Raw genomic sequence first — 24,187 nt, 5'->3', positions numbered from 1 at the left:
ACGTCACGGACGGTGGTGTGCGGCCTCCTCTGCCGCGGCCCCCGCCCGCGCCCCCATCCCCGCCGCCCCCGCTTCCGCCCCCGGCGAGGCCGGCTCCGGGACGGTCGACGAGAGACGGATCAGCCGGGACTCGCAGTGGTCGAGCCAGCGCGCCTCGGCCTCGGTCTGGAAGATCAGCTGCTCCAGGACGAGGAGCCAGGCGATGTCGTCCCGCTCCCGGGCCCCGTTCTTCTCCACGGCGGTGAGGGCCTGCGCCTTCAGCCGGGTGTAGTCCTGCATGGCTTTCACGGTGTGCCGGCGCTGGGACTGGATGACGTCACGGATGTCGACCCCGGGCGCCCCGACGGCCATGGCCAGCTTGATGGCCAGCTCGTCACGGGCCGGGCTGGTGCGGTCGACGGGGTTCTCGAACCAGCTGCGCAGTTCGACGCGACCGCTGTCGGTGATCGCGTAGAGCGGGTGGCCGGCCTCGTCCTCGCCGTCCTGCACGACCATGCCGTCGCGTTCGAGCCGGCTGAGCGTCGTGTAGACCTGACCCACGTTGAGCGGCCAGGTCGAGCCGGTGCGGGACTCGAACTCCGTACGGAGCTGTGAGCCGTAGCGCGGACCGCGTTCCAGGAGGGCGAGAAGCCCGTGACGGATGGACATACTGAGTATGTTTACCGAGTAATTCCGCGTGGACAAGCGACCTGAGGCGGACGCCGGAGGTCCGACTCAAGGGGGACCCGGTTCGTCGCGAGCCGCTCAGCGGCGGCGCATCCGCACCACGAGGAAGCCGACGCCGAGGCCCACCAGAGCCGGCCCCACGCCCAGCGTGAGCACGGGAATCCGCCGGTCGGAGAGGTCGAGGGGGGCCTCGGTGCCGGTCCGGTGAGCGGCCGTCGGCAGCCCCGTAAGCGAGCTCTCGGCGGCCGGGCCCGTCCGTCTCGGGTACCGCTTCGACCCCCTCGTCCGACTCATCGGCGGGCTCCTCATCTGTTGCCGTTCTGGTACGAGCGGGCTCCACCGGGCTCGTGGAGGACGGCGAGCCGGAGGGGTCGGCCGGTCGGCCGGGCCGCTCCCGTCCCTCCCCCGCCGGCCGCCCCGCGAGGGAGGCGGAGTCGCTGGGCGCGGGCGCGTCGGGCGGCCCCGACAGCTCGGGATCCGCCGGACGGGCGGGTCCGGCGGATCCCGAGGAGGGCGACGCCGACGGGCGGACGGGCGATCGGGCGAGGTGGATGCGGCGGTCGTGGCCGCGGAACCGTTGGGAGCGGGGCGCGAGCAGGCGGTTCGGGGGAGGCCGTCGCCGTGGCCGGGCGCGAGGGGGCCGGCGGGCGCGGGACGGACGGGACGGTGGGCGGCCTGGAGGGTCTCCGGAAAGGGAGTTCTCCTACACGGCCGGCGACGTCGCCAACGACCTTCTCTCGTTCGTCGGCAAGGCCCAAGGAGTCCTCAACCCGCAGCAGGATGCTTGATGCGGGCCACTGCATTGAGCGGGAGGTCGTCCGGGAGTACCCGGAACGCCTTGTAGCGACCCAGCGGGCGTACGGCCCGGAAGTCACGTCGGTCGAGGGTGAGGATCGCGTCCGTATCGTAGTCGGCGGCGAGCGCCACGTTCACCGCGTCGGTGAGGTCGAGGTCCAGCGCGCGGTAGCGGACACAGACAGACTGGGCGGCGCCCAGGTGGTTCTCCGTGATCTCGGGCATGACGACACGGCCCCGGCCCATCCAGCGCCGCAGGTCGTCGACCGCGCCGAGGGCAGCCTCCCTGCCGAGCTCACGTGTGGCGACGTGATCCAGTTCGGCCAGCAAGAGCGGGGACATGACCAGCAGGCCGGCCGCCATGATCGCCTCGTTGGCCGCCGCGTGCTCTGGGTGAGCCGCGTCCAGGGCCGCCAAAAGGCCGGACGTATCGGCGATGACAATGATCACGCGGCGGATCCGGAACTCGCGCCGGTCTCCCGCCGGACGGCCTCGGCGACCGTGTCACCGACCTCCGACTTGGACAGCGTGCGCCCCGTCCCCTCGAAGGTGCGTGAGAACAGCGGCTCGTCCCAGACCCGGTTCGCCATGGCGGCAAGGTGGATGCCCTGGCGGATGATCTCGGCCTCACTTACACCTCGGCGGTTGGCGGCCTCCTTGATGATGGCCAGGTCCTCGGGGTCGGCGTAGACGTTGGTGCGCTTCATGGACATGTACCAAGGGCAGTCCATGTACCGGATTGATGTATCCGCGCTCTTCCATTCGGTGCTCGTCACTCGCTCCAGGAGAAACCCCCAGGCCGGCGACCCGGGGGCTCTTTGTTGTCCGGTCCAAGCGGGGGGACCGGCCCGCTCGGCCGATCACACAGCCCCACGCGCCTGCTGACAGGCGGCTGCCCGGCACCGACGTGGGTCACGGGTGGGCCGGGAGCCAGCGCTGCTGGACGGCGCGTACGCCGGCCTCGAAGCGGCTGCGCGCGCCGAGACGGTCCATCAGTTCGGAGGCGATGCGGCGGGCGGTGCGATGGGAGACTCCGAGGCGCTTGGCGATGGCCTCGTCGGTGTGGCCCTCGGCGAGCAGGCGCAGGGCGGTGGCCTGCTGGCCGGTGAGGCCGTGCGCGTCGGTGGGGACGAGCTGGCCGAGTGGCTGGGCGGATTCCCAGGTGGTCTCGAAGAGCGCGCACAGTGCGGTGAGCGTGCCCTGTCCGGTCAGGAGCACCGCACCGGCGGCGGTGTCGTCGCTGCTGACGGAGACCATGGCGATCCGCCGGTCCATGAGGATCATCCGCGTGGGAAGCGACGGCACCGTGCGAACCTGACCGCCCAGCCGGGCCAGCCAGTTGGCGTGCTCGACAGTGGGCCGGTTGGCGCGCACGCTGTCCAGGTAGATCGTGCGCATCCGCACCCCGCGGCCGAGCAGATCCTCGTTGAGTGGCCGGGACGCGGCCATGTTCTCCGCGGTCTGCGGCCCGCCCGGCGCGAATGTCAAAAACTCCTCGCGCACCTCACGGGTGAGCACGGCCAGCCTGTCGCGGATCTGGTCGAGCCCCACCAGTTGCTCCACGCCGGGGTGACTGGCGGCCGGCCGCAGCTCGGCGTACTCCGAGATGAGCTGGGCCGCGGCCACCCGTGAGGCCTCCAGGCGCTGCTGCTGCGCCGCCAGTTGGGCCTGCTGCCGGGCCATGAGGATCTCCATGCCGATGTCCGGCGAGACCGCCCGCAGCCGCCCCGCGTCCCCGGCGGCGGGACGCGCCAGCGCCAGCTCGCTCAGGGTGTCGAGGGCGTCGCGCACCTCCTCCTCCGACAGCCCCGCGGCGCTGCCCAGGTCCGCGACACCGGCGGCCGGATGTCTGAGCATGGCGCGGTACACCGTCTCCGTGACGGAGTCGAGTCCGAGTGCGGTCATCACGTGCGTCCCCCCGATTCTGCACACAACAGCCCGTGTTCGGCGCTGATCTTCCCAGAACAGAGACGTTTCGTCACAGGGTGAGGCCGGAACGGGCCAGGGACGCAACCGGCCACCTGCTGCGCGGACTTGGCGACGTCATCTGTTGAGACGCTAAAGCGCATGTATCTCGTCCACGCGCATCTGGAACTCCCTCCCGGCGACCATCTGCCGCCGGATGTCCGCGAGTTGGTGCGCTCGTCCATCGTTCCCGACGACCACGTCGAGCACGTCGCCGTGCATCCCCGCGCCCCCTCCCGGCTCACCCTGGGCTTCTACCTGCTGGCCGACAGGCTGGGAGAGGCCGAGGAGCGGGCCGTCCGCGTCTGCGGCCGACTGCTGTGCGACGTACCGCAGTTGGCGGCGGCGCGACTGACGGGTGCCGGGGTGCCACTGATGCCGCTGGCGTTCGAGGCACAGCCGGTGGACTGAAGCGGCCCGTGTGGACGTATCGGTCCAAGGCCCTTTCCGTCCACCGAGGAACCCTATCCATGGGCCCCGGCGGCGACGAACCTAGTGATCACCGGCCAGGAAGCGCGTCACCGCGGGACGCGACAGCGGGCCGGACCTCACACCTCGTACCGGAAGGAACGGACAGCCATGCCTCGTATCCGTATCGCCAGAGCCGCCGCGGTCGTCTCCCTCGTCGTCGCCGCGGCCCTCGCCGCCCCGGCCGCCACCGCGATATACGGGACGGACGCCGCTGAGTCCTCCTCCGTCCTCACCGCGGACGCCGGCTGGCAGACCACCCTGGCCGACGCCGGGTGGCAGTAAGCCGTCCGCGCCGCCACTGACGGCGACTCCCACGAGTCCCACAGCCGGCCCGCGTCCCACGCGCCTGCCTGTTCGCCTGACCGTTCGTCCGCCCTGCCCGACCTCAACCGCCCCGGGGGAACCAGAAGTGAAGAACATCCGCACCAACGGCCGTAGAGTCGCAGGCCTGCTGACCGCCACCGCCCTGAGCACCGGACTCCTCACGGTGACCGCTCCCACCGCCGAGGCGGCCACCACCTGCTCGGGCGGCGTCAACATCTACGGCGTACTCACCGACGGCAGGCTCACGTTCAGCCAGATCAACCCGGCCACCGGCGACCTCGCCAAGGTGCTCGTCGGACCGGACCTCGGCTTCGAGCCGCAGGCCATGGCGACCCTCAACTTCAACACCGTTCTGATGACATCGACCAGCGGCGCCCTCTACCGCATCGACATCAAGACCAACAACACCAGCCTCTCCCTGCTGAACCCGCCGGTGCGGATCGCCGACAGCGGCTGGACCCACGACAAGCTGACCTACGACGGTCACGGTCACCTCTACGGCACCACCACCTCCGGCCTCCTGCTGCGCTACAACGTCACCGAGGACAAGCCGGCCGGCTCCCAGCACATCGGCGTACGCACCGAGATCGCCACCGGGTTCGTCCTGAAGACCCTCACCGCCACCGGCGACGACCGGCTCGGCGCCACCACCGAGGACGGGCGGCTGCTCGACTACACCGTCGCGGGTGCCGGGTCCTGGAAGAGCAACACCCTGAAGTCCTCCGGCTGGTCGGGCTTCAACCAGCTCCTCTCCCCCGGCAGCGGGCTGTACTACGGGCGGCTCTCCACCGGGGCCATTTACTGGTACAAGGACGCCAACCCGACCGACGGCTCCGGCGCGGACATCACGTACCACCTCGACGACCCGGTCAACACCAGTGGCTGGACGCAGAAGCTGCTGTCCGCGCAGCCCGGCACATACACCTGCACGACCTCCGTGGACACCGTCGACCGCAGCAACATCACCGAGGTCAAGGCCGCCGGGCGGCAGCTGATGAACGAGAAGGACGCGGCCTGGGCCAACGCCACCCAGTGGGCCTGCCTGGAGAACCTCTGGGATCACGAGAGCGGCTGGCGCTGGAGCGCCACGAACCCGTCCTCCGGCGCGTACGGCATCCCGCAGGCGCTGCCCGCCACCAAGATGGACGTCGCGGGCGACGACTGGCACGAGAACCCACTGACCCAGATCAGATGGGGCCTGAGCTACATCGACGGCCGTTACGGCTCTCCGTGCGACGCGTGGAGCTTCTGGCAGGCGAACAACTGGTACTAGACCGGTGGTTACGGACTTACGGACACGCAAAAGGGCGGCGCCCCCTCCTCCGAGGGGCGCCGCCCTTTTGCCGTGCGGGCGTGCGTGCGGGCCTGCGGTTCAGGACACGTACGGGGTGGAGGGGGCTCCGTGGAGTGGTACAGGTCACCGGAGATGGTCACGGCCGAGGTGGAGTTGTTCACCACCACGAGCACGATCAGGGCGTCGAGGTGGATGTTGCGCACCAGGCACGCCTGTAAGCCCGCAGCGACCACGGTCGTGAGGATCCTGCAGGTCCCGAGCACGATCACCTCCTGGGTCACGGAGTGGGGTGAGGGCTCCGCGGACAGCAGGTGGATCCTGCCGCCCGGCCGACAGCGAGCAGGGGCGGCTGCTTCGGGCCAGGCATGCCGAAAGGGCCCCGCCGGTGTCGGCGGGGCCCTTGGGGGCGAAGGGGCGGGGCTGGGACTGGGGCGTCAGGCGATCTTGTCGTAGCGCAGGGCTATGTAGGACGACGCCGGGTGGCTGTCGATGGTGCCGCTGTAGGCGTTCGCGGACGTGTAGTTCATGTCCGAGCTCGGGCTGCCCTCGGAGTAGTAGTAGAAGGTGCCCGCGTCCTGGTCCTTCCAGCCCGCGAAGAGGACCACGTGTCCCTCGCCGGCGGAGTTCAGCGCGTCGCCGGGCCGGAGGTCGGCCTTGGAGATCTGTGTGCCGGCGCTGGGGAGGCTCTGCGTCGTCAGCGAGGAGGTGAGGTGCCAGGCCATGGAGACGAAGCCGGAGCAGTCGGTGCGGTAGGAGTCGTCGCCCTCGATGTCCGTGGCGGAAGCACTCTGGCTGTACTGGACGTTGCGGGCGTACCAGTCCTTGGCCCGGGTCATGACCTCGCTGCGGTAGATCGTGCCGCCCTGCACGGAGTGCGGCGGAGCCGCCGGCACGTAGGCGCAGTTGTCCGCGTAGGCCGACAGCAGGGTCTGCGTCCAGCCTGAGGCGTCCACCGGGTCGTTCGGGTGGTACGCGATGTCGCTGCCGTCCGCGTCCGTGGGGTCGGCGTCGTGATACCAGTACATGCCGCCGTTGGTACGGCCGTAGTAGAGGCCACCGCCGGGGGAGGACAGCGAGTCGACCCCCGACCAGCCGCTCGTCTTCAGCACCGCGCGGTCCCAGTCGTTCGCGCCGTTGATCCTGTAGCTGAGCAGGCGTCCGTCCGAGGTGGAGGCGATGATGCGGTCGTCGCCCGCGGCGGCCAGCGTCTTGAGGACGAAGCCCGTGTCGATCACGACGTGCTGGCCTATGTGGGCCGACCCGGAAGGCTTGTCCTGCGACACCAGGTACTGGTGAAGCTGGCCGTCGACCGTGCCGTACAGGTGACCGGCGCCGTCGTAGACCATCTTGTCGAAGGTCCAGCCGCCGTCCCAGATCTTGGTGACTCCGGCGAGAGCGAGGGCGGTGTTGTTGGTCTGGATGTCGACGCGGTAGAGGTCACCGGCCGTCGAAGTGACCAGCACCGTGTTGAAGTTGAGTGTCGCCATCGCCTTCGGTGTGAAACCGAGGTTCGGGCCGATGAGCGTCTTCACGCGGTCGCCGGTGTTCGGCTCGATCTGCGAGTACGTCAACCGGCCGTCCGACAGCGTGCCGTAGATCGACACATTGCCGGTGCACGAGGCGACGGCCTGCGCGGCCCCGCCGGCGACGGTGACCAGCCCCAGGGACATCGCCCCGACGGCGAGGGCGGCGGAGGTACGGCGAATGGCGTTGCTCAGCTTCATGGTCTCTCCTGCGGCACGGAAGTCGAGTGGGCGAACGCACGTCCCTGGCCCGGACAGCTGCCCTGCAGGTGCAGCTGTGAGGGTTGTCCGCGGGTGTGGCGCCCGGTGGCAGGAACTACTTTGGCCGCAGGTCAGGGGTGCCGGAAGAGAGATCCGATGGCCGCAAACGTCCCTGGCCGGTTACGTCCTGAGGGAGCGTTCGCCCACGACAGCACCCGGGCACGGCGGCCTACCGGGCCACGGCCGCCGCGACGGCCGTCGGGCCTCTCGGTCCCGCTCTGCCCCGGCGCGGGCGGATCGCCGAGTCTGCCGGCATCGTCCTGACCCCGGCGCAGTCGTCGTGTCAATGGCCGCGCAACCGGAACTTCCGGGAGCGGCCCGAGTGATGTCGGGAGGTCTGCGCAGTTCACGGGGGTGGAGCGCGGAGGATTCCACGCGACGAGCGGCCAGGTGCGAGGGTTCGCGACCGTACCGGCCAGTCCCATTGACGCACCCTCGGCCGGCACTTATCTTCTGCACGAACTTGCGAACGGTGTTCGATTTTTCGAACCATGGCTGTCAGAAGGGGCAGCCCGTGTTGCTCGCCCGTCGCCGTCGCACTCCTGCGACAGCCCTGTCAGCCCTCTCCGCTGTCTCGTCACCCGGCCCGCCGTCGCGGGGTTCCGGTCGCTGCCGCTCCCCCGCGAAAACCGCGCGACGCCTCGGCCGCTGACCACGCGGCACGCGCCGTTCCACCCCCACGGAGCCGGCACCTCCTCAACGGCACGGACGCCGGACCTCACCCTCCACCTCACCTGCACCTGAGCACTGCGCTGCGCTGCACTGCACTGCCCTACGAACAGGAACGCATATGCCCGCGGTTCTTTCCCGGCTGGCAGCGATTTTCCTCGCCGCCTGCCTGCTCTTCACCGCCCAAGTCGTGACCACACCCCAGCGGGCCGCCGCCGCCGACCCGGGGTACCTGATGACGCACTTCATCGGGGAGGGCTCGACCGGTCAGCAGATGTACTTCTCGTACAGCGCGGACGGTCTGAACTGGAACGACCTCAACGGCGGCGGGATGACCCTGCGCTCCACGGTGGGTACGCGCGGGGTGCGCGACCCCGCACTGGTGCGCTCTCCCGACGGCAGCAAGTACTGGGTCATCGCGACCGACCTGTGCATCGGCTGCGGGCAGTCGTGGTCGGACTCCATGAACAACGGCAGCCGTAACCTCGTGGTGTGGGAGTCGACCGACCTGGTCACCTGGTCGCAGCCGTGGCTGCTCAACGTCGCCGGCGCGATCCCCGACGGACGCAACGCCTGGGCCCCGGAGGCGATCTGGGACCCAGCCACCAACGACTACGTCATGTACTGGGCGACCAACGCCACCCTCAACGGCGTACTGAAGCACCGCATCTACTACGCCCGCACCACCGACTTCCGCACCGTCACCACCCCGCAGCTGTACATCGACCGCCCCGGCACCCAGAGCATCATCGACACCCAGATCGTCGAGGTCCCCTCCGGCGTAGGCGACTTCCGCTACGTACGGGCCTCCGGTGACGGCCAGATCACCCTTGAGGGCAGCAACTCGATCCTCGGCACCTGGACCGACCTCGGCAACCTCTCCGGCATCGGCCCCACCGGCTCCCAGGTCGAGGGCCCGATGTGGATGAAGTTCCGCGACCGCAACGAGTGGACCCTCTACCTCGACCAGTACGCGGCCGGCAAGGGATACATGCCGGTCTCGACGACCAACCCCTCCGCCCTCGGTACCTACAACCTCCCGACGTCGGGCACCTACTCCCTGGGCGGGACGAAGAAGCGCCACGGCTCGATCCTGAACCTGACGACTGCCGAGGACGCCCGGATCCAGGCGCGCTGGGCCAACGTCCCGGGCAAGCGACTGCAGTCCTTCAACTTCCAGGACCGCTACGTGCGGCACAGCAGCTTCGACGTGCGCATCGACCAGAACGTCACCAACGAGGACGCCCAGTTCCGGCCGCGGCCCGGCCTGACCGGCTCCGGCACCGTCTCCTTCGAGTCGGTCAACTTCCCCGGCTACTACCTGCGGCACGACGGATCCGACTTCCAGCTCGTCCACAACGACGGCACCACCCAGTTCGCCGAGGACGCCACCTTCCGGCAGGTCGCCGGACTCGCCGACTCGACCTGGTCCTCGTTCCAGTCGTACAACCACCCCGACCGCTACATCCGCCACTACGCCTTCCAGCTCAAGCTCGAGACGATCACCACCGCGACGGGACGCAGCGACGCCACCTTCCGTCTGACAAGCTGACCCGACCGGGCTGCCGGCGCCCTCGGGCGACGCCCCCCCTGCCCGCCCGCCCGCGAGCGGGAAGGGCGCCGGCATCCCTCCCGCGAGCGCAACGCGACACCAGATGTATTCCGGCGGGACGCGGCACCTGGGCCGAGGCGCCACGTCCCCCTCCTCAGGCATGTCTTCTTCACGGGATGTGAACCCTCCCCGAGTCGGGACATGCGCACCAGCCGAGCAGAGCACAGAGACCACTCACCCAGACGCCCTGCCCGCCGCCTTTCGAAGCCGTGCCCACAGCGTGCCCATAAGAGCGGAGAACCGCGGTCAACAGCGGTGCGACCATGCACTGTCGGGCGTCAGCCAAGAGAGCATATGCCCAGGTCAGAAGCCATGCGCCCGCCCAAGCGCCACGGCTTCCCAAGCTGAGAGCGCGAGTTCGATTCTCGTCACCCGCTCCATAGCTAAGGCCCAGGTCAGCGACCTGGGCCCTTTTACTGTCTTCGGTGATCACTCGCCGCGTGCCAGCCGAGAGGGGTGGAAAAGCACGCGTCCTACGCAGGGCTGTAGTCCGCTGGACCGGCCCTCAAGTGGCTCTGTCCTGCTGGAAAGCCGGTTTCCGGCAGGACAGGTCGTGTGCCTCAAGGAGGCGGCAGGAACTTCGGGATTCCGCCGTGGACCACGTCGGCTTCGTCGTTTCGGCCGAGCGCGCGGAGGTTCATGATCAAGCGTGCGTGTGTGTCTTGGGTGCCCTTGTAGTCCTTTCCGGCCACTCTCCCGAATCTCGGCAGCAGGTCGGCGTTGAGGGCGCGTGCGGCCTCGTAATCACCGAGCTTGTGCAGGGTGATGGCTATGCCTGCCTCTGCGTCGAGTGCCACGAGGGAGTTCTCGCCCGACACTTGCCGGTATCGCTGGTGGATGTCCTGGTAGAGCACCAGCGCCAGCTCCGACTCCCCTTGCCCGAAGAGGCTGCCCGCGAGATTGTCCACGGCCAGGATCGTCGTCGGGTGGTGCTTGCCGAGCTGTCGCTCGCATCGCCGTACGGTGTCGGAATTCAGCTGGAGCGCCGCCTCGTAGTCCTCAAGTTGGTTGAGGGAGGCGCCGACGTTGCAGGCCGCGAGGAGAGTGCCGGAGTGATCGCGACCGAACTTCGCCGATCGCAGCCTAAGAATCTTCTGGAACAGCGGCTGGGACCGCTCCGCATCACCGCGACCGTGAACACACGCGGCGAGCCGTTCGACGGCGTCGATCGTGTGGACGTGCGACTCACCGAGCCGCCTGTCCCAGTCCGTATGGACGATCTTCGCCAGGTACTCGCCGAGCTCCGACCTGTCGGCCATGTAGAGATACCGCAGGACGTCGATCAGCAAGGTGCGGAACCGCTCCGGCTCGCTGCTCGGAACATCGAGCTCGCGCAGGAAGCCGAGCAGTGTCCGTACGTCGACCGTGATCAGTTCGTACGAGGTCCAGGTACTCGGATCGTCCGCGTCGAGGGTTGGCAACGCCGCGAGCCGGTCCCGGACCGCCCGGCACAGCGCGGCGAGCCCGGCCGGATCCCCGGCGGTGCTGGTGCGGAACAGGTTCAGGACGTCCGTATGCGCCTTCTCCACCGCGGGATCGATCGGATGCGTCATCAGGCCTGCCCCCCGTCCGAACGGGCGGTGGCGACGAGTTCCGCCAGCCGGACGCCGTCCACGACGTCGGGTGCCTCGCCCGTGGGAGAGGTACAGGCGAGACCGCGGGCGATGGCCGAGCCGAGGGTGACCGTCGCGTCGTCGTCTAGCGCGTCGATCACGGCGTCCGTGGCGTGTTCCAGCAGGGACATGGCGAAGGACCAGTTCTGGGAGGCGACGTCGTAGTACCTGCGCAGCGCGACCGCCGGTGCGCGTGCGAGCAGGACTGGGAACAGGCGGGCCACCGCGGAGCCAGGGATCCAGCTCTCGCCCGGCCATCGCTTTGTGCAGCGGGCGGCCTCGTGCAGGAGGTCGACGGGGTCCACCAGGTCGCCGAGGAGCGGCGAGGCGGCCATCGTGGCCAATGCGTCGACCCCGAGCGCGGAACCGTCATCGGCCGCCGCGACGACCTCTTCGGCCAGTTCACGGAGTTCGCGCTCGTGTTCCGGCCTGGCCTCCGCGGCGAAGACGAGCAGGTCGGCCGCGGCGGGCAGCGGACCGTCGGGCAGCATCTTCCGTATCCGTTGTACGAAGTCGGCGCTGAGAGGCGCGCCCGGCTTCGGGGTCACGAGGTCCACGGCCGCGGCGTAGACCGGGTGCTCGATGCGTATGCGCACCTCATTGGCACGGTGGCCGGGCACCTCACGGGCGACCCGGTGTTCCTGGTATGCGGCTGCGGCCAGAGCGCTATTGACCAGCGCATTTTCCTTGTTCAACGGTGGGGTGCCGAGGGTCTGCAGGTGCATTTCCGTGAAGGTCGGATGAGAGTGGCCCAACTCGATCATGTCGTTGGCGTACACCAGGGACCCCCAGGCCTGAACGGCCATCCCGTAGGTGTGGTCGAGGTACGGCAGGTTCTCGACTCCCTTCATGTCCTGCTTACGGCACCCCAGGGCGCGCACGGCAAGCTCGAAGCGGACCCGGTAATCGGGGCGGACATAGGCCGTTGCGTGTTGGTCATGACTTGCCCGCGCTTGAACGGCGCCGGCGGTCCACCGATAGCGCGGCAGTTCCGCCAGCGCTCGATCGATCTCCCGCGAGAAGACCTCCGCGTCGAGGCCGTGATGTGAACGACTGCTGTCGCGGTGGACACCCCGGTGCAGTTCGGAGAAGCCGATGGCGCGCTCGCCGGGATCGGCGATCGTGCGCATAAGAGCGCCCGCCCGGGAGATGTCCCTGTGTGCCAGCCTCCCCGCGAACCGCCGCACGACGTCCGCCGTGGTGGCAAGCGGGCTCAGCTCGACGGCACGCACCACGTCGGCCGGCGCACGGTAGAAGTGGTTTCGCGCGCGAGTGGCCCAGTGCTGGTCGACATTCATCATCAGCACCACCCCACTGCTGTTGACCTCTTCCGCCTGGTTTCTGGCGGAGGGTTCACTCGACTCGGGGATGGCACTCGCGAGGATCGCGCCGACGCCACGACCCCCTCTGAGCGGTTCGGGTTGCGCCACGCTCCGCATCAGTTCCTCCAGGATCGCGGCGGCCGGTCCCGCCTGGCCCCTGGCGACATGGAGGTGGGCGATATCCGCGAGGAGCGAGTACCGGTCGTGGCCGTACACCTCCCGGGCCGCGCTCTCGCCCTTGCCGTCACTGCTCCATGACCATTCGTCACTCTCGCGGTCACTCCAGCGGGTCCGCTGGACGCCCCTGGCCATCTGCGCCGCCCTGGTCGGCTTGTACTCGGCCATGCGCCGCACCACGCTCACCAGATCGTCGTCGCGCTGTCTGCTGCGCACCGTGTTCGCCGACGGGTCGACGGACGGCCCGGGTATGGCCGCGTGGACCCGTTCGACGAGCCGCACCTCCTCCGACTGGTTCGACGGCCCGAGAGTCTTCATCGTGTCGAGCGTCACCCAAGGGCCGGGAGACCACGTCCGATACCGGTCGAGGAGAGTCCGGGCGCGCGCGGGCTCGCCCCAACCGGCCCAGAGCCTCGCGCCGTCGAGGAGGGCCCGATTTGAGAGGCCGTTGACCACGACCGTGTCCAGGCCCGCGAGCAGAAGGCGTGCGGTGGTCCGGTCCGCGTCCGCCAACGTCTCTGCCGCCGCCGCCAGTTTGGGGGCGAAATCCCTCTCCTCCACGGCCAGGAAGAGCTGTGCGCGCACCTCGGCGAGGACGACTCGGCTGGTGTCCGGATCGTGGGCCGCCCATGCCGAGGCCAGTCGCGCGAGGCCCAGCAGACGGACTTCCGGGTCCACGTCCTCCAGGGCCGACTCGGCCTCCCACAGCAGCTCGACAGCCATTGCGGCGGCGGCGCGTCGGGCCAGATCCAGGTAGTCCGCCCAGCGCTCGCCGCTGATGCGGCCGATGAGTGCGCGAGCGGCGTCCAAGTCCTGGTCGGCCGCGGCGAACGCGGCGGCGCGGTACAAGGTGTCCGGCTGCTTCCGGGGGTTCGCCGAGTTCGCCGGTGCGGGGTGTCCGTGCCACCACAGCCGCAGGGCGCGTTCGAGGTCATGCGGTGCCAGCAGGCGGGCGGCCACCTCGATCGCCCGGCTGCTCCGCACCGACACCGCCGCCTCGACCACCATGTCCCGCAGTTCGTCGGCCGAAGGCGTTCCGAGACCAGGGGGCGCGTACCGAAGGATCTCGACGAACGCCATGACCTTCTGCAGCGACGGCCTGATCCCGTTGGCGTGTTCCAGCGCCTCGTCGACCCGCCCCATCCGGGCCAGCAGCCCGATCACCCGTGGCGGCAGCGCTCCGCTGGACTGCGCGGCCTGGTGGCGTACCACGGCGAGGTAGGTCAGCGCGGGGAGGCCGGTGTCGACGGGGGCGGTGTCGGCCAGGTGGTGGGCGATGCTGTCGACGAGTTCAAGGAATCGGCGTTCCGCCCCGAACTGCTTCCTGACCGCCCGCCGAAACCCCGCGCAGACCAGATCGGCGGCCTCGGCAAAGACGCTCGGGCCGGACTTCAGCAGATGGTGGGCGAGGTGGGTGAGCCCGTAGCGGTCCACCTCGGACCAGTCCACGTCCGCCCAGTTGGGCGCGGCGCCGCGGTAGTGGAGTGCGAACCGTTCGTGCCATCTGGTCTCGTCGACCCAGCATTCAGGGTGTTCAGTGCGGGCTTCGTCCCCGGCGAGGAACTCGTTGATCGAGGTGTGGAAGAAGGCGATCCGGTCGCCGCCTCGGTCCAGGAGCCAGCGCAGGCTCGCAAGGGCCTTGCGTGCGGGTCCGCGGCCCAAAGGTGCGCCGGACAACGCGGCCAGCTGTTCCTCCGTCAGCGCCTCCCGTGCCACGGTCAGTACGCCAATGATGGGCAGGCCCACGCCCTCCCAACCGCCGGCCGGATCCGCGGTGGCGGGCCTCGGCCATGGGGTGAGTTCCTCGCGGACGAGTTCCACGAAGAAACCGTACAGACCGGGCAACCGGCCGGGTACCCCGTCGAAGACGAGCAGCCTGTCCACCATCTCGTCGTTCTGTTCCTCGGCCGCGTCGATCAAGGCCCGGGTGTAGGTGGCCAGGTAGAGGAAGTTCCCGGCGGCCTTGTGGACGGCGTGCCGCTTGGTGCTGCCCGGGAGGTTGCCTCTGGCCCGCTCGGCGTCGAGGATCGCCGGCCGTTCCAGAACGAGGTTCGCGTAAGTGTGGAGGTCGCCCACGACCTGGGGCGAGCCGGCGTCGATGACCACCTCGGTGAGCCGCTCCTGGCGGGCCGAGCGGAAGAGCCGCATCCCGGTGTGCGGGCGGGAGGTGACGATCACCTTGACGTTGGCGGGGAGTTCGGGGGAACGGGCCAGCCAGTGCAGGAGCCCTTTGCGCGGCTCCGTGGTGTGGCCGTCGGCGATCTCGTCCAGGGCGTCGAGCAGGATGACGATCCTGACCTCGGGATCCTGCTCGGCCAGCACCTGCGCGGGCCCGATCAGCGCCAGGTGCGCCAGGTTGTCGGGGTCGAGAAGGCGGGGCTCCAGATGCGCCGTGCCGATCTCGACGCCGGTGAGCTCGCCCGCCAGGTCGCCGACCCGCTGCTCGGCCTCCAGGGTGGCGGTGCGGTGGAAGGGGGAGACCTTCAGGTCGTCGATCTTGATGCCGACCACCCGGCCGGTGGCCGCTACGGAGTCGATGTGCTGCTGCACCGCGATCGAGAGGCGCTCCGATTCGAAGAGCTCCGGGCGCGATCGGGCCAACTGGTGTCCGATGCTCAGCAGGAACGACTCGGTGTCGCCGCCGGTGACCGCGGTCCGGCTGTCCCGTCGGAAAAAGTAGCGCAGCCGGTCGGGGTGGGCCCGCGCGATACCGGCGAGCAGGCTGGTCTTGCCCGCCCCCGGCTCGCCCGTCACCAGGACGTACTGGTGCTCCTCCGCCTCCAGGGCCCGCTCGATCTCGTCGTACAGCCACTCACGCTCGACGAAGTCGTCCCCGGTGCATGCCTGGACCACGTCGTCGAAGGCCCGGTCCCGCCGCGGTCGGCCCGCGTTCACTCGTCGTCTCCGGCGGCTGTCTGCTCCACCCCGATCACGACGGCGCCGGGCCCCACCCGACGGGCCTTGGTGGCGCCCTCGAAAGTGCCCGCGGACCGGGACGTACGTATTCCGGCCGCGTACGCGTCCTCGATCTCGTCCACGTCCACGATGCCCCGCACCACGTTCGCGGCCCGCCGCTCGTCCTCCCGTACGGCATCGCGCAGGTCCAACTCGCGTACGTCCGCGCCCGGAACCCAGATCCAGGCCGCCCCCCGGTACTCCTTCTCCTTGACCGGCACCTCCCGGAACTCGTTTTCCCGGATGGTGGTGTACGCCTTCCCCTGTACGACGTCACGGAAGACGGTCGCCGACAGTCCGACCGCCAGCGGGGCCTCCGACAACTGGTCCAGGGCAGCGCGCAGGGCCGCGCAGTCACGGATGCGGCCGATCTCGACCGGGGCGCTGCCGGCGAAGCCGTTTGCGGCCGGCGAGGTCTCGCCGAAGTGGACGGCTGCCCTGAGCCTCAGCCACGCCTCCGGCTCCCGCCCGATGTTGAAGGCCCGCAGACTGGCCTCCAGACTTCGCATGAAGGCGTCGACCAGGGCGGGCTCGGAGGCCCCCTCGGGCAGGACCGCGAACAGCGAGTCCCCGCCCTCCTGTGTCAGCCATTCCTCGCGGTCCAACCGGGCGGCGTCGGCCGCCAGTTCCAGCAACTGCACGATCGCTTTCTGGAACTGGTGCTGCCTGACCGTGTCAGCGCCGCCGTATCCCTTCGCGTCGACGGACAGCAGCAGTCTGCGCGCGAAGGCGCCCGCACCGCCCGGCCCGTCCTTACCGTTTGTTTCCATGACACCTCTCGGTACACGCACTTCGGGGAGAAGTTCCGTCGCTTCACTCAACCCACCAACAAATCAACGGTGTTGCTCCACAACAGACCGGCGCCCGCTCCCCCCTTGCGGGCGCCGGTCATGCAGTCGTACATCCGGGATGCCGGTGAGGACCCCGTACTTCTACGTGGTTCGACGTGGTTTCACGGGATGGGGGGATGCATGACCGCTCGTGCGACCGGAGACGATGCGGGTGTGCAGAACCCGTAGAAGTGGCTGGTCCGGTCGAAGGCGGTCGCCCTTACTGGGCTGAGCACACCCAGTGCACCGCAGACATCACCGTCGATCGGAGGAGTCCTTCATGACACCGACCGGGCAAACCGCCGGGAGCCACCCTGCGCATTACATGTTCACCGCACTGCACACAACCCATCAGCACGCGGACACGAAGGCCGGAATCCTGGCGGCGGCGCAGGTGGCGCTCGGGGGTACGGCGGGAGCGTGGAGTCCGCGGGCGGTGCTCGTCTGGGATCGGGGCGGCGCGGCCGGGGTGTTCGCGGGGGCACTGCTGGCGCTGTTCGTGTGCGGCCTGATCGGCGGCGTCGTGAGCGTGGCGGCCTCGCTGCGGCCCCGAGTACTGAGAGGCCGGGCCGTCAACCGGTACAGCTTCGTTTACCTGGCGTCGGGGCCCGACATCCTGCCGCCCGTCGACGGCGTGCAGCCGGAGGAGGAGGAGGCGCATCGCCGGGAGTTGTCGCGCACCGTACGGCTCCTCGCCCTTATCGCGGTACACAAGTACCGCTGGCTGGCGGGAGCGATGGCGTGCACGGCCGTCATGGGGGTGAGCGCGGGGCTGAGTGTGACTCTGCTGCCGCTACTGGTCTGACGTCGTCGGGTCTGCAGCGGGCGGGCGCGGGCCAGGTGCGCGAGTGGTCCGAAGGTCCGCGAGTCGTTCGAGCTTGGGCAGGTCCCGGATGGTGGTGGACCGGTAGCCGGTCTCCAACAGGCCCTCGCCGCGCAGGTCACGCAGTACCTTCTGGATCGTCGTCTCAGCGGCGCCGACCATCGTGGCCAGCTCCGGCTGCGTCAGCCGACAGCCGATCACCACACCACCGGCCCGCGACGAACCGTAGAACTCGGCGAGTTCCACCAACAGCCGGGCCAGCCGCACCTTTGCCGGATACCCGCGGAAGTCCAGCCGCCGCCGGTTCGCCCAGCGCAGCCGGTCGGCCACCATGCCGGTCAAGGCCATGGAGATCACGGGGCGGCGCTCCAGCAGCCTCCGCAGTTCACCGCTCTGCCACACACGGGCGGTCAGCGGTCCGCAAGCGGTGACCGTCGCCGAGCGCGGGGCCCCGCTCATGGCCGCCATCTCGCCTACCGTATCGCCGGCGGCCCTGACCGCGAGGAGTGAGGTCTCACCGTTCTCCACGGTCGCCATGACCTTGGCGAAACCGGACACCACCAGAAATACGTGCTGGTCGTTGTCGCCCTCTCTCAGCAACACCGCACCCACGTCGAACCGGACCTCGGTGCCCAGGCCGAGTAGGTCCCGCCGCGCCGGGGGCGACAGCACCCCCAGCAGACTGCGCGCGGGCCACGCGTCGGACCCGATGGGCACAACCACGGGGATCCCCCTGTCTCTAAATGCTTTCGGGCGTGGTCAGCTGAACGTCATCGTGCCCGTCGGAGCAGCCCCATGGCACAGGACTGTGGTGAATTGCCAAGGCGATGACGAGGAGAGTGCGGGCGGGTTCCGTTCCGAGCGGACAGCAGCAGTGCGTGGTGTGCGGGACGCGGACCTGGTCGGCGCCCTCCCCTGGATCGGACGACCCGAAGGATCGGATCACATGACGCGGGGAGGGGCCAGCTGTTCGGAAGACTTCCCCGTCACTACCATGTCGGGAAGGCCAGAGCGCCTCAGACGATGTCGTGGACGTTGTGCTCGGTCAGGTCGGATGCGTGCCGGGCAATGGCGCGGTAGTCGGCATCGTCGTGGAGGACAGCGAGACCGTGGTGGGCCGCGGTGGCGGCGATGACGAGGTCCACCGCCGAGGCGCTGCGGTGTTCGCCGGCCCGGGCCATACGGTGTTGCACCGCACTGATCCAGCGCCCCGCGTTCTTCGGCACCGACACGTCCGGGTAGAGATCAGCGAACATCTCCGTGATCTCGTCGTACTCGCGTCCGTTCCTGGCGCTGTGGAGAAACTCGGTGCGTTGCACGTAGCAGGATGTGATGGCTCCGGCGTCGATCGCGTCGTACCAGGCCGATTGCAGCTTTGGATCGCGGAGCAGCCGGACCAGGCCGGACGTGTCGAGCAAGTAGATCACCGGCTGCGCTTCTCCGCTTGGTGCAAGCGCTCTGCATCCTCGACGGCACCCCACTCATGCGCACGCTCAAAATGACGGCGGATGCGTGCCGCACGCTCCTGCTGCTCGGCGTAGAAGTGCAGAGCGAGGTTGACCGCCTCCTTCTTGGTCCTGACCTTGGACAGAGCCATGGTGCGTGCCAGCGCGTCGTCATCGATGTCGATCTGGGTCACAGACATGTGTCACCTCCCACATAATGTTGGTGATGTACATAGAAGAACACATCACCAACATAGCGCACGTCCGGGTGTCGGATCCCGAGGTATGCGGTCGCGACCCGTAAGGGCGGGCAGCAATCGGTGAGCCGTTGCTGCGCCTCACGGGCGTCCCGCACCCGAACATCGGGCACGCAGAGGGCACGAGGGCACGAGCGCCTTGACGCGGCAACTCGCTCACGCCGTAGCGGCGCTGACCTGTGCTTCACCTAGCTGAGCGGTAGGTGCGAGCCCTCAGCCTGCCGTTCCCTCGTTCCCTCCGCCGAGTGAGACGGACAAGGCCCAGGGCCGAGGTCCGGCAAGCCGGCGCCTCAGCCCTGCACCGTACCGGCAGACCTCGGATCAGCGTTCGGCCCGGATCTTGGCGGTGTCCCACGTCAACGGCGTGTCGTCGAAGACCACGGCGATCTTCGCCTCCCCGGCCGCGAGGGTCTTGGGAAGCGCCACGCTGCCCTTCTGGTTTTCGTCGAAGGGGACCGGACCGAGGTCCGTGACCTTCCCGTCGGCCGCGAACACGTAGGCATGGCCCGTCTTGTTCGCGTGCAGGGCGTTGCCCGCAGGATCCGACGCGGCGGCGTTCAGCGACGCGGTGGCCTTCTTGCCGACGCTTCCCACGATCAGGTGCTTGGACCGCGTGTCCTTCGTCAGGTTGGCGGAGACCGGAGCCTGCTGAACGAGCTGCCACTCCTGCGAGCCGTCCGCGACCGTGTTCTGCAGGGTGAGCGGCGCTCCGGCGGACGCACCGGTCAGGTACACGTTGGTGTTCTTGGCCGACTGGAACCTGTAGTACCCGTCAGCGGTCTTGACGAGGTTCCACAGACCCGCCGGCGTGTCGTCGGCCCACTGGCCGATCCGCTGGCCGACCGTCGGATTCGCCGTCCAGATGCCGGCGGCACGGCCGCCCGCCTTGTTCAGCAACGTCAGTGCGCCATCGGCCTTGGTGGTCAGGTGCCAGTACTGCGTGTCCTTGTTCGCCGCCGAACCGGCGTCCTCCAGACGGACGTCGGGAACGTCCCCGTTGCCAATGTTCGCGTCGTTGGTCTTGTTCCCGGTACCGATCACCTGGCCGGTCCTACGGTTCACGAGCTGGTAGTAGGCACCCTCGGAACGGCCGAAGTCGACCTCGGCGAAGCGGAGCGTCGAGGTGCCCTCGTGGTTGAGGATCGAGATGCGGCCGGTGCCCTCGACGTACTGCAGGTTGCGGGTGTAGCCGGCCCGCGACGTCGTCTGGTACTCCTTCCACACGCCGTCGCCGCGTCCGCTCTCGTTGATCCAGACGTTGCCGCTGTTGGACGCGTTGTAGGCCAGTCGCCCGTCGGGAAGCGCGATGACGACCGGGCTGCCACCGACCGCGAGAGGACGGGAACCGGCGTCGACCGGCAGCGAGGTGACGCCCGTACCCGTGGGGGAGCCGCGGTAGAACTTCAGCGGGTCGTCGGCGAGCACGTACCTGGTGTTGGTTCCGCCGCCCCAGTACTCGAAGGTGAGGAGCCACTTGCCGTCCGTGGTGGGGACGACGTTCGTCATGCCCGGCCGCCCGCCACCGATCTCCGTCTTGCCGCCGCCCATGTCCTGGGTCAGGCCCGCGAGGTCGACGACCGGAGCGCTCCACTGCGCCTTGCGGCCGTCCCAGGTCTTGTGGACGAGGATCTGCCCGTGCGAATCCGGGGCGGTGTCGTTCGCGGGGTCCAGTTTCGGGACGCCTGTCACCGGGTCGAAGCCGACGTAGTCGTTCTCATCCGAGTAGTAACAGACGAGTTGGCCCTTGTGGACCATCAGGTACGGCTCCCACAAGGGGTCCACCTGCTTGTACGTGTTCGCGGCGGCGACGTTCTTGCCGACCGCACCCGCGCTGCCGCCCTGCCAGCCCCCCGTCGCAATGATGTTGAGGACGTCCCACGTCACGCCGTCGTCGGTGCTGGAGTACAGGGCCATCGCTACGTCGCTGCGGTCACCGTCGTTGGACGGCGTCCAGTTCGGGTCGGCCGCCTTGTGCTCAAGGTAGTAGTGGTCGTCACCCGTCACGACGCTCGCGAGGAGCAGCGTGCCCTTCTTCAGCTTGCCGACCTTCTCCGGAAGCGTGTAGAGGTACGGGGCGCCCCAGTTGCTCGTGTACTTCGCGTAGCGCGGATCGCTGGAGAGATACGCCGGGGCCTTCACCTCCGAGAGCGACTGCCACGACGTTCCGTGGTCGTCGCTCTTGTAGATCGGCAGTGTCTCCCCGTCGGCGCTTCCCGTCTCCGGCACGACCGTGGCCTTCTCGAACGACGCGACCAGGCGTCCGCTCGACAGCTGCGCCGACTTCACATAGATCGCGCAGTTACCCCGGCCCTTGAGACACGATTCGTTCCCGAGCTGGTACATGACCCCGCCCGTCGGGTTGTACGCCTGCGCACTGGCCATGGGTATCACCAGCATCGCAGTCGCTGCAGCGAAGGTTCCCAGCACCTTCGTCGACCTACCTCTGTGCATGGCCTCTCCTTTTTCGGGGCGGCGGGTCCGGCGCTCGGCCGTCTACGCGCGGTCATACGGGTTCGCATGACCGCGCGGTCATATGAAGCCGTATGACCGCGCGGTCAGGCGGAGTCTGTGGCGGCCACCATGCCGAAGTCAAGACTCATGTCACGCCCATTACGTGGAATGACGTCGATGGTTGACGATCACGAGGATGAACCGCACACTGCCTCAACAAGGGGTATGACTGCGTGGTCAGGTCGCTGCGTGGTCAGGTCGTCAAGAAGGACGGCCCAGGTCATCGGCCGGGGCCTTTTTGCTGAGCGCTCTCGCCGCTGACGATCTCGTCCGTCTGTCGATCGCGCTGACCGCGACACTGACCTGGTCGAGGGCGACCACCTGGGTGTCACCCGGCACGTAGACCTTGGAGAGCTCCGTGGCACGGGCGGCCACGGTGGGGGTGCGGGGTGCGGGAGGCGGGAGGTGAGGTCATCAGGAAGTCTTGCTCCCGTCGGAGGCGCGGACAGCGCGGCGCACGGCTCCGGACCGCACCTGGTGGGGTGCTCCCTCATCGTCCGGTTCGCACCGTTCCCCGCGGGTCAGCCGAAATACCGACCGCCTGGGTCTGATGTCCAACCCGGCTTCCCGAGCCTCAGGTATGCCGCTGCGTCAGCTCCGAGGGTGACGCTCGCCGGGTGCACTACCTGTGGGCCGGGGCTCGACCCGGGTCGCCTCCGACTCCACCCACGTGCGTGCGTACCCACGTACGTACGGTCAGACTTCGTATGCCGAAGGGCACTTGCGTCCATCGGCCTTTCGGCCGAGGGCCCCGGCGATCGCCTTCGTTTCTGGCCGTTCGGCCGAGGCGGGGCGGTCGGGTGCTGGAGCAGAGTCCTTGTCATGCTTACCGCACGCAAGGCCGCCCTCGTCGCGGCCGGACTGATCGTCAGCTTGTGCATGCCCACTGCCCAGGCGACAGCCGTCGAAATCGGCCGTTCCCCGGCCCCCGCCCTCGACCGTTACTACGACCAACGCCCCGCATGGCACCGCTGCGGCACCGCCGGGGAGTACCCCGCCGGCCTACGGTGCGCGACCCTCAAAATGCCGCTCGACTACACGCGGCCCGCCGGACCCACGCTGCGCATGGAGATCTCCCGGCTGCGCACCAGCGTGCCCGGTAAGCGGCGTGGTGTGCTGCTGTCCAACCCGGGAGGGCCGGGCACCGGAGGGCTGGGGAATCCCTTGACGTACAAGGAGGTCATGCCAAAGAGCGTCCGGGACCGGTACGACCTCGTGGGCTTCGATCCGCGCGGTACGGGCGCAAGCAGCCCCCTGAACTGCGGCCTCACCACGAACGAGCTGGACTGGCCGCGTGCGTACCGGCCGGCGTCCTTCGGCCGGACCACCGCCATCGCCCGCGGCTTCGCCGCGAAGTGCGTCGCCCGGGACCGCGCCCGCCTGCCGTATCTCACCACCCGGAACACCGCACGGGACATGGACGTCATCCGTGCCGTCCTGGGTGAGAAGCGGATCTCGTACCTGGGCGTGTCCTACGGCACCTACCTCGGCGCCGTCTACACCCAGATGTTTCCGGCCCGCAGAGACCGCGTCGTCCTCGACAGTTCAGTGGACCCGAACCGCTTCGGCCGGGGCACGTACCAGGCCATGGCCGAGGGCGTCGAGCCTGCGTTCCGGGACTGGACCCGTCTGGTCGCCGGCCGGGACCGCACGTACCACCTCGGTGACACTCCCGCAGAGGTCCGCGCCGCGTTCTTCCGGCTGCTCGCCCGCGCCGACAGCACGCCGCTCAAGTACAACGGCAGCGACTTCGACTTCGAGGACCGGGCCGTCACCGGTGCCGACATCCGCGAGTCGCTGCGGCCGATGTTCTTCTTCGACCCCTATCAGGCCGCACGCGACGTCGTCAGCCTCCGCAACGCCCGGGCCACCCGCCCGGATCCGCAGCCGTCCGACGAACCTGCGGACCCCTTCGACGCCAACTTCCAGGCACTGCACTGGGCGGTCGTCTGCGCCGACAACTCCGCCTCATGGCCTCGCGACCCGGCCCGCTACCGGCACGACGCCATACGCGACGGTGCTCGCCTCCCCCTCTACGGGGACTTCACCTCGAACATCACGCCCTGCGCCTTCTGGCCGCGCGGCGCCGAACCGGCCACACGTGTCGACAACACGGGAGGCGCTCTCATCCTGCAGAACCAGTGGGATTCCCAGACACCGGCGGCAAGCGGCCAGGCCATGCACCGCGCCTTGCGCGGCTCACGCCTCGTCCTGGTCCAGGGCGGACGGGATCACGGCGTGTACGGCATCCCCGCCACCCCCGCCTGCGCCAGCGACGCGGTCAACACCTACCTGGTCACAGGCCGTCTGCCCAGCCACGACCTCACCTGCCGTGCCTAGCCCGGTCTCGAACAGCGCGGCCCGGCGGTCCTTCCAGCCAATGCGCGCGTCAGCCGGTCCGGCGGCACACGACCCCTGCTGCCCCTTGCGGACACATGCCGATGCTCGGCAATGAAACCAACGGTCGCGGCCCCCTCGGTCAATGCTGCCAGGCCGAGTCCCGCCTACGCATTGCCGGTTCCCGGCAGTCTTTCCTACGGCCTGCATGCCGGTGACCCTCAACATCCGCTCACCACACACTCCGGTGCCAACGGCAGCCGGGTGGCCACTTACCGCACTCGCCCCGGCGGCGTCGTCCTGGCGAACCCACGCCGGGACACATGAGGATCACGGA

At 69.1% G+C, this 24,187-nt stretch carries 17 protein-coding genes and 4 pseudogenes; 7 read left to right on the top strand and 14 right to left on the bottom strand.

Annotated elements, in window-relative coordinates; translation table 11 throughout:
- Positions 1–3 precede the first annotated feature (3 nt).
- The 5 genes from QA861_RS24170 to QA861_RS24150 all read right to left on the bottom strand — a co-directional run bounded on the left by QA861_RS24170 (position 4) and on the right by QA861_RS24150 (position 3,369).
- The gene (locus tag QA861_RS24170; protein WP_334590387.1) at positions 4–648 is read right to left on the bottom strand and encodes a PadR family transcriptional regulator; all 645 of its coding nucleotides are present in this window, start codon (positions 646–648) and stop codon (positions 4–6) included.
- A gap of 96 nt (positions 649–744) precedes the next feature.
- Positions 745–960: a hypothetical protein gene (locus QA861_RS24165; RefSeq protein ID WP_334590386.1), complete on the bottom strand. Its 216-nt coding sequence runs from the start codon at positions 958–960 to the stop codon at positions 745–747.
- A 471-nt stretch (positions 961–1,431) separates the two neighbouring features.
- Positions 1,432–1,911: a PIN domain-containing protein gene (locus QA861_RS24160; RefSeq protein WP_334590385.1), complete on the bottom strand. Its 480-nt coding sequence runs from the start codon at positions 1,909–1,911 to the stop codon at positions 1,432–1,434.
- Entirely contained in the window at positions 1,908–2,174 is a 267-nt protein-coding gene (locus tag QA861_RS24155; RefSeq protein ID WP_334590384.1) for a ribbon-helix-helix domain-containing protein, read from the bottom strand. The genes QA861_RS24160 and QA861_RS24155 overlap by 4 nt, the downstream gene beginning before the upstream one ends.
- 199 nt (positions 2,175–2,373) lie before the next feature.
- Positions 2,374–3,369 carry a helix-turn-helix domain-containing protein gene (locus QA861_RS24150; RefSeq protein ID WP_334590383.1) on the bottom strand — a complete coding sequence of 332 codons (996 nt, stop codon included), beginning with the start codon at positions 3,367–3,369 and terminating at the stop codon, positions 2,374–2,376.
- Positions 3,370–3,528: 159 nt separating this feature from the next.
- Here QA861_RS24150 and QA861_RS24145 point away from each other — a divergent pair, with 159 nt between their 5' ends.
- From QA861_RS24145 to QA861_RS47420, 4 genes and pseudogenes are all read left to right on the top strand, one after another.
- Complete coding sequence (locus QA861_RS24145; protein WP_334590382.1) at positions 3,529–3,837, top strand: hypothetical protein; 309 nt, start codon at positions 3,529–3,531, stop codon at positions 3,835–3,837.
- 168 nt (positions 3,838–4,005) lie between these two features.
- Complete coding sequence (locus QA861_RS24140; protein WP_334590381.1) at positions 4,006–4,179, top strand: hypothetical protein; 174 nt, start codon at positions 4,006–4,008, stop codon at positions 4,177–4,179.
- A gap of 367 nt (positions 4,180–4,546) precedes the next feature.
- Positions 4,547–5,044, top strand: a pseudogene (locus QA861_RS47425) (tachylectin-related carbohydrate-binding protein); the annotation flags it as partial.
- A 138-nt stretch (positions 5,045–5,182) separates the two neighbouring features.
- A pseudogene (locus tag QA861_RS47420) lies at positions 5,183–5,494 on the top strand (aggregation-promoting factor C-terminal-like domain-containing protein); the annotation flags it as partial.
- Positions 5,495–5,949: 455 nt separating this feature from the next.
- Here QA861_RS47420 and QA861_RS24130 read toward each other — a convergent pair.
- A complete protein-coding gene (locus QA861_RS24130) occupies positions 5,950–7,239 on the bottom strand; it encodes an NlpC/P60 family protein (RefSeq protein WP_334590379.1) in 1,290 nt (429 codons plus the stop codon).
- An 850-nt stretch (positions 7,240–8,089) separates the two neighbouring features.
- Here QA861_RS24130 and QA861_RS24125 point away from each other — a divergent pair.
- A complete protein-coding gene (locus tag QA861_RS24125) occupies positions 8,090–9,520 on the top strand; it encodes a glycoside hydrolase family 43 protein (protein WP_334590378.1) in 1,431 nt (476 codons plus the stop codon).
- A gap of 620 nt (positions 9,521–10,140) precedes the next feature.
- Here QA861_RS24125 and QA861_RS24120 read toward each other — a convergent pair.
- Genes QA861_RS24120 through QA861_RS24110 form a run of 3 tightly spaced genes read right to left on the bottom strand, consistent with a single transcriptional unit; the run spans position 10,141 to position 16,417 of the window.
- Positions 10,141–11,133 carry a tetratricopeptide repeat protein gene (locus QA861_RS24120; RefSeq protein WP_334590377.1) on the bottom strand — a complete coding sequence of 331 codons (993 nt, stop codon included), beginning with the start codon at positions 11,131–11,133 and terminating at the stop codon, positions 10,141–10,143.
- A complete protein-coding gene (locus QA861_RS24115; protein WP_334590376.1) occupies positions 11,133–15,587 on the bottom strand; it encodes an ATP-binding protein in 4,455 nt (1,484 codons plus the stop codon). The genes QA861_RS24120 and QA861_RS24115 overlap by 1 nt, the downstream gene beginning before the upstream one ends.
- Entirely contained in the window at positions 15,584–16,417 is an 834-nt protein-coding gene (locus QA861_RS24110) for a hypothetical protein (RefSeq protein WP_334590375.1), read from the bottom strand. The genes QA861_RS24115 and QA861_RS24110 overlap by 4 nt, the downstream gene beginning before the upstream one ends.
- Positions 16,418–16,802: 385 nt before the next feature.
- On the opposite strand from QA861_RS24110, the gene QA861_RS24105 reads away from it, so the two are divergent.
- Positions 16,803–17,282: a Pycsar system effector family protein gene (locus QA861_RS24105; RefSeq protein ID WP_334590374.1), complete on the top strand. Its 480-nt coding sequence runs from the start codon at positions 16,803–16,805 to the stop codon at positions 17,280–17,282.
- Here QA861_RS24105 and QA861_RS24100 read toward each other — a convergent pair.
- The 5 genes and pseudogenes from QA861_RS24100 to QA861_RS24080 form a co-directional block, all read right to left on the bottom strand.
- Positions 17,271–18,023: a Crp/Fnr family transcriptional regulator gene (locus QA861_RS24100; protein ID WP_334590373.1), complete on the bottom strand. Its 753-nt coding sequence runs from the start codon at positions 18,021–18,023 to the stop codon at positions 17,271–17,273. The two genes, QA861_RS24105 and QA861_RS24100, sit on opposite strands and share 12 nt — an antisense overlap.
- A 293-nt stretch (positions 18,024–18,316) precedes the next feature.
- Positions 18,317–18,727, bottom strand: coding sequence for a PIN domain-containing protein (locus tag QA861_RS24095; RefSeq protein WP_334590372.1), 411 nt, complete (start codon positions 18,725–18,727; stop codon positions 18,317–18,319).
- Positions 18,724–18,945: a type II toxin-antitoxin system VapB family antitoxin gene (locus QA861_RS24090; protein ID WP_334590371.1), complete on the bottom strand. Its 222-nt coding sequence runs from the start codon at positions 18,943–18,945 to the stop codon at positions 18,724–18,726. Before QA861_RS24090 ends, QA861_RS24095 begins: the two co-directional genes overlap by 4 nt.
- A gap of 705 nt (positions 18,946–19,650) precedes the next feature.
- Positions 19,651–21,384, bottom strand: a pseudogene (locus QA861_RS24085) (RICIN domain-containing protein); the annotation flags it as partial.
- Between the two features lie 423 nt (positions 21,385–21,807).
- A pseudogene (locus QA861_RS24080) lies at positions 21,808–21,888 on the bottom strand (ABC transporter ATP-binding protein); the annotation flags it as partial.
- A gap of 447 nt (positions 21,889–22,335) precedes the next feature.
- On the opposite strand from QA861_RS24080, the gene QA861_RS24075 reads away from it, so the two are divergent.
- The gene (locus QA861_RS24075; RefSeq protein WP_334590370.1) at positions 22,336–23,853 is read left to right on the top strand and encodes an alpha/beta hydrolase; all 1,518 of its coding nucleotides are present in this window, start codon (positions 22,336–22,338) and stop codon (positions 23,851–23,853) included.
- Positions 23,854–24,187 lie beyond the last annotated feature (334 nt).

It is taken from the genome of Streptomyces sp. B21-083, assembly GCF_036898825.1.
Lineage (GTDB): Bacteria > Actinomycetota > Actinomycetes > Streptomycetales > Streptomycetaceae > Streptomyces.
This window is presented reverse-complemented; position numbering and strand designations above follow the sequence as displayed.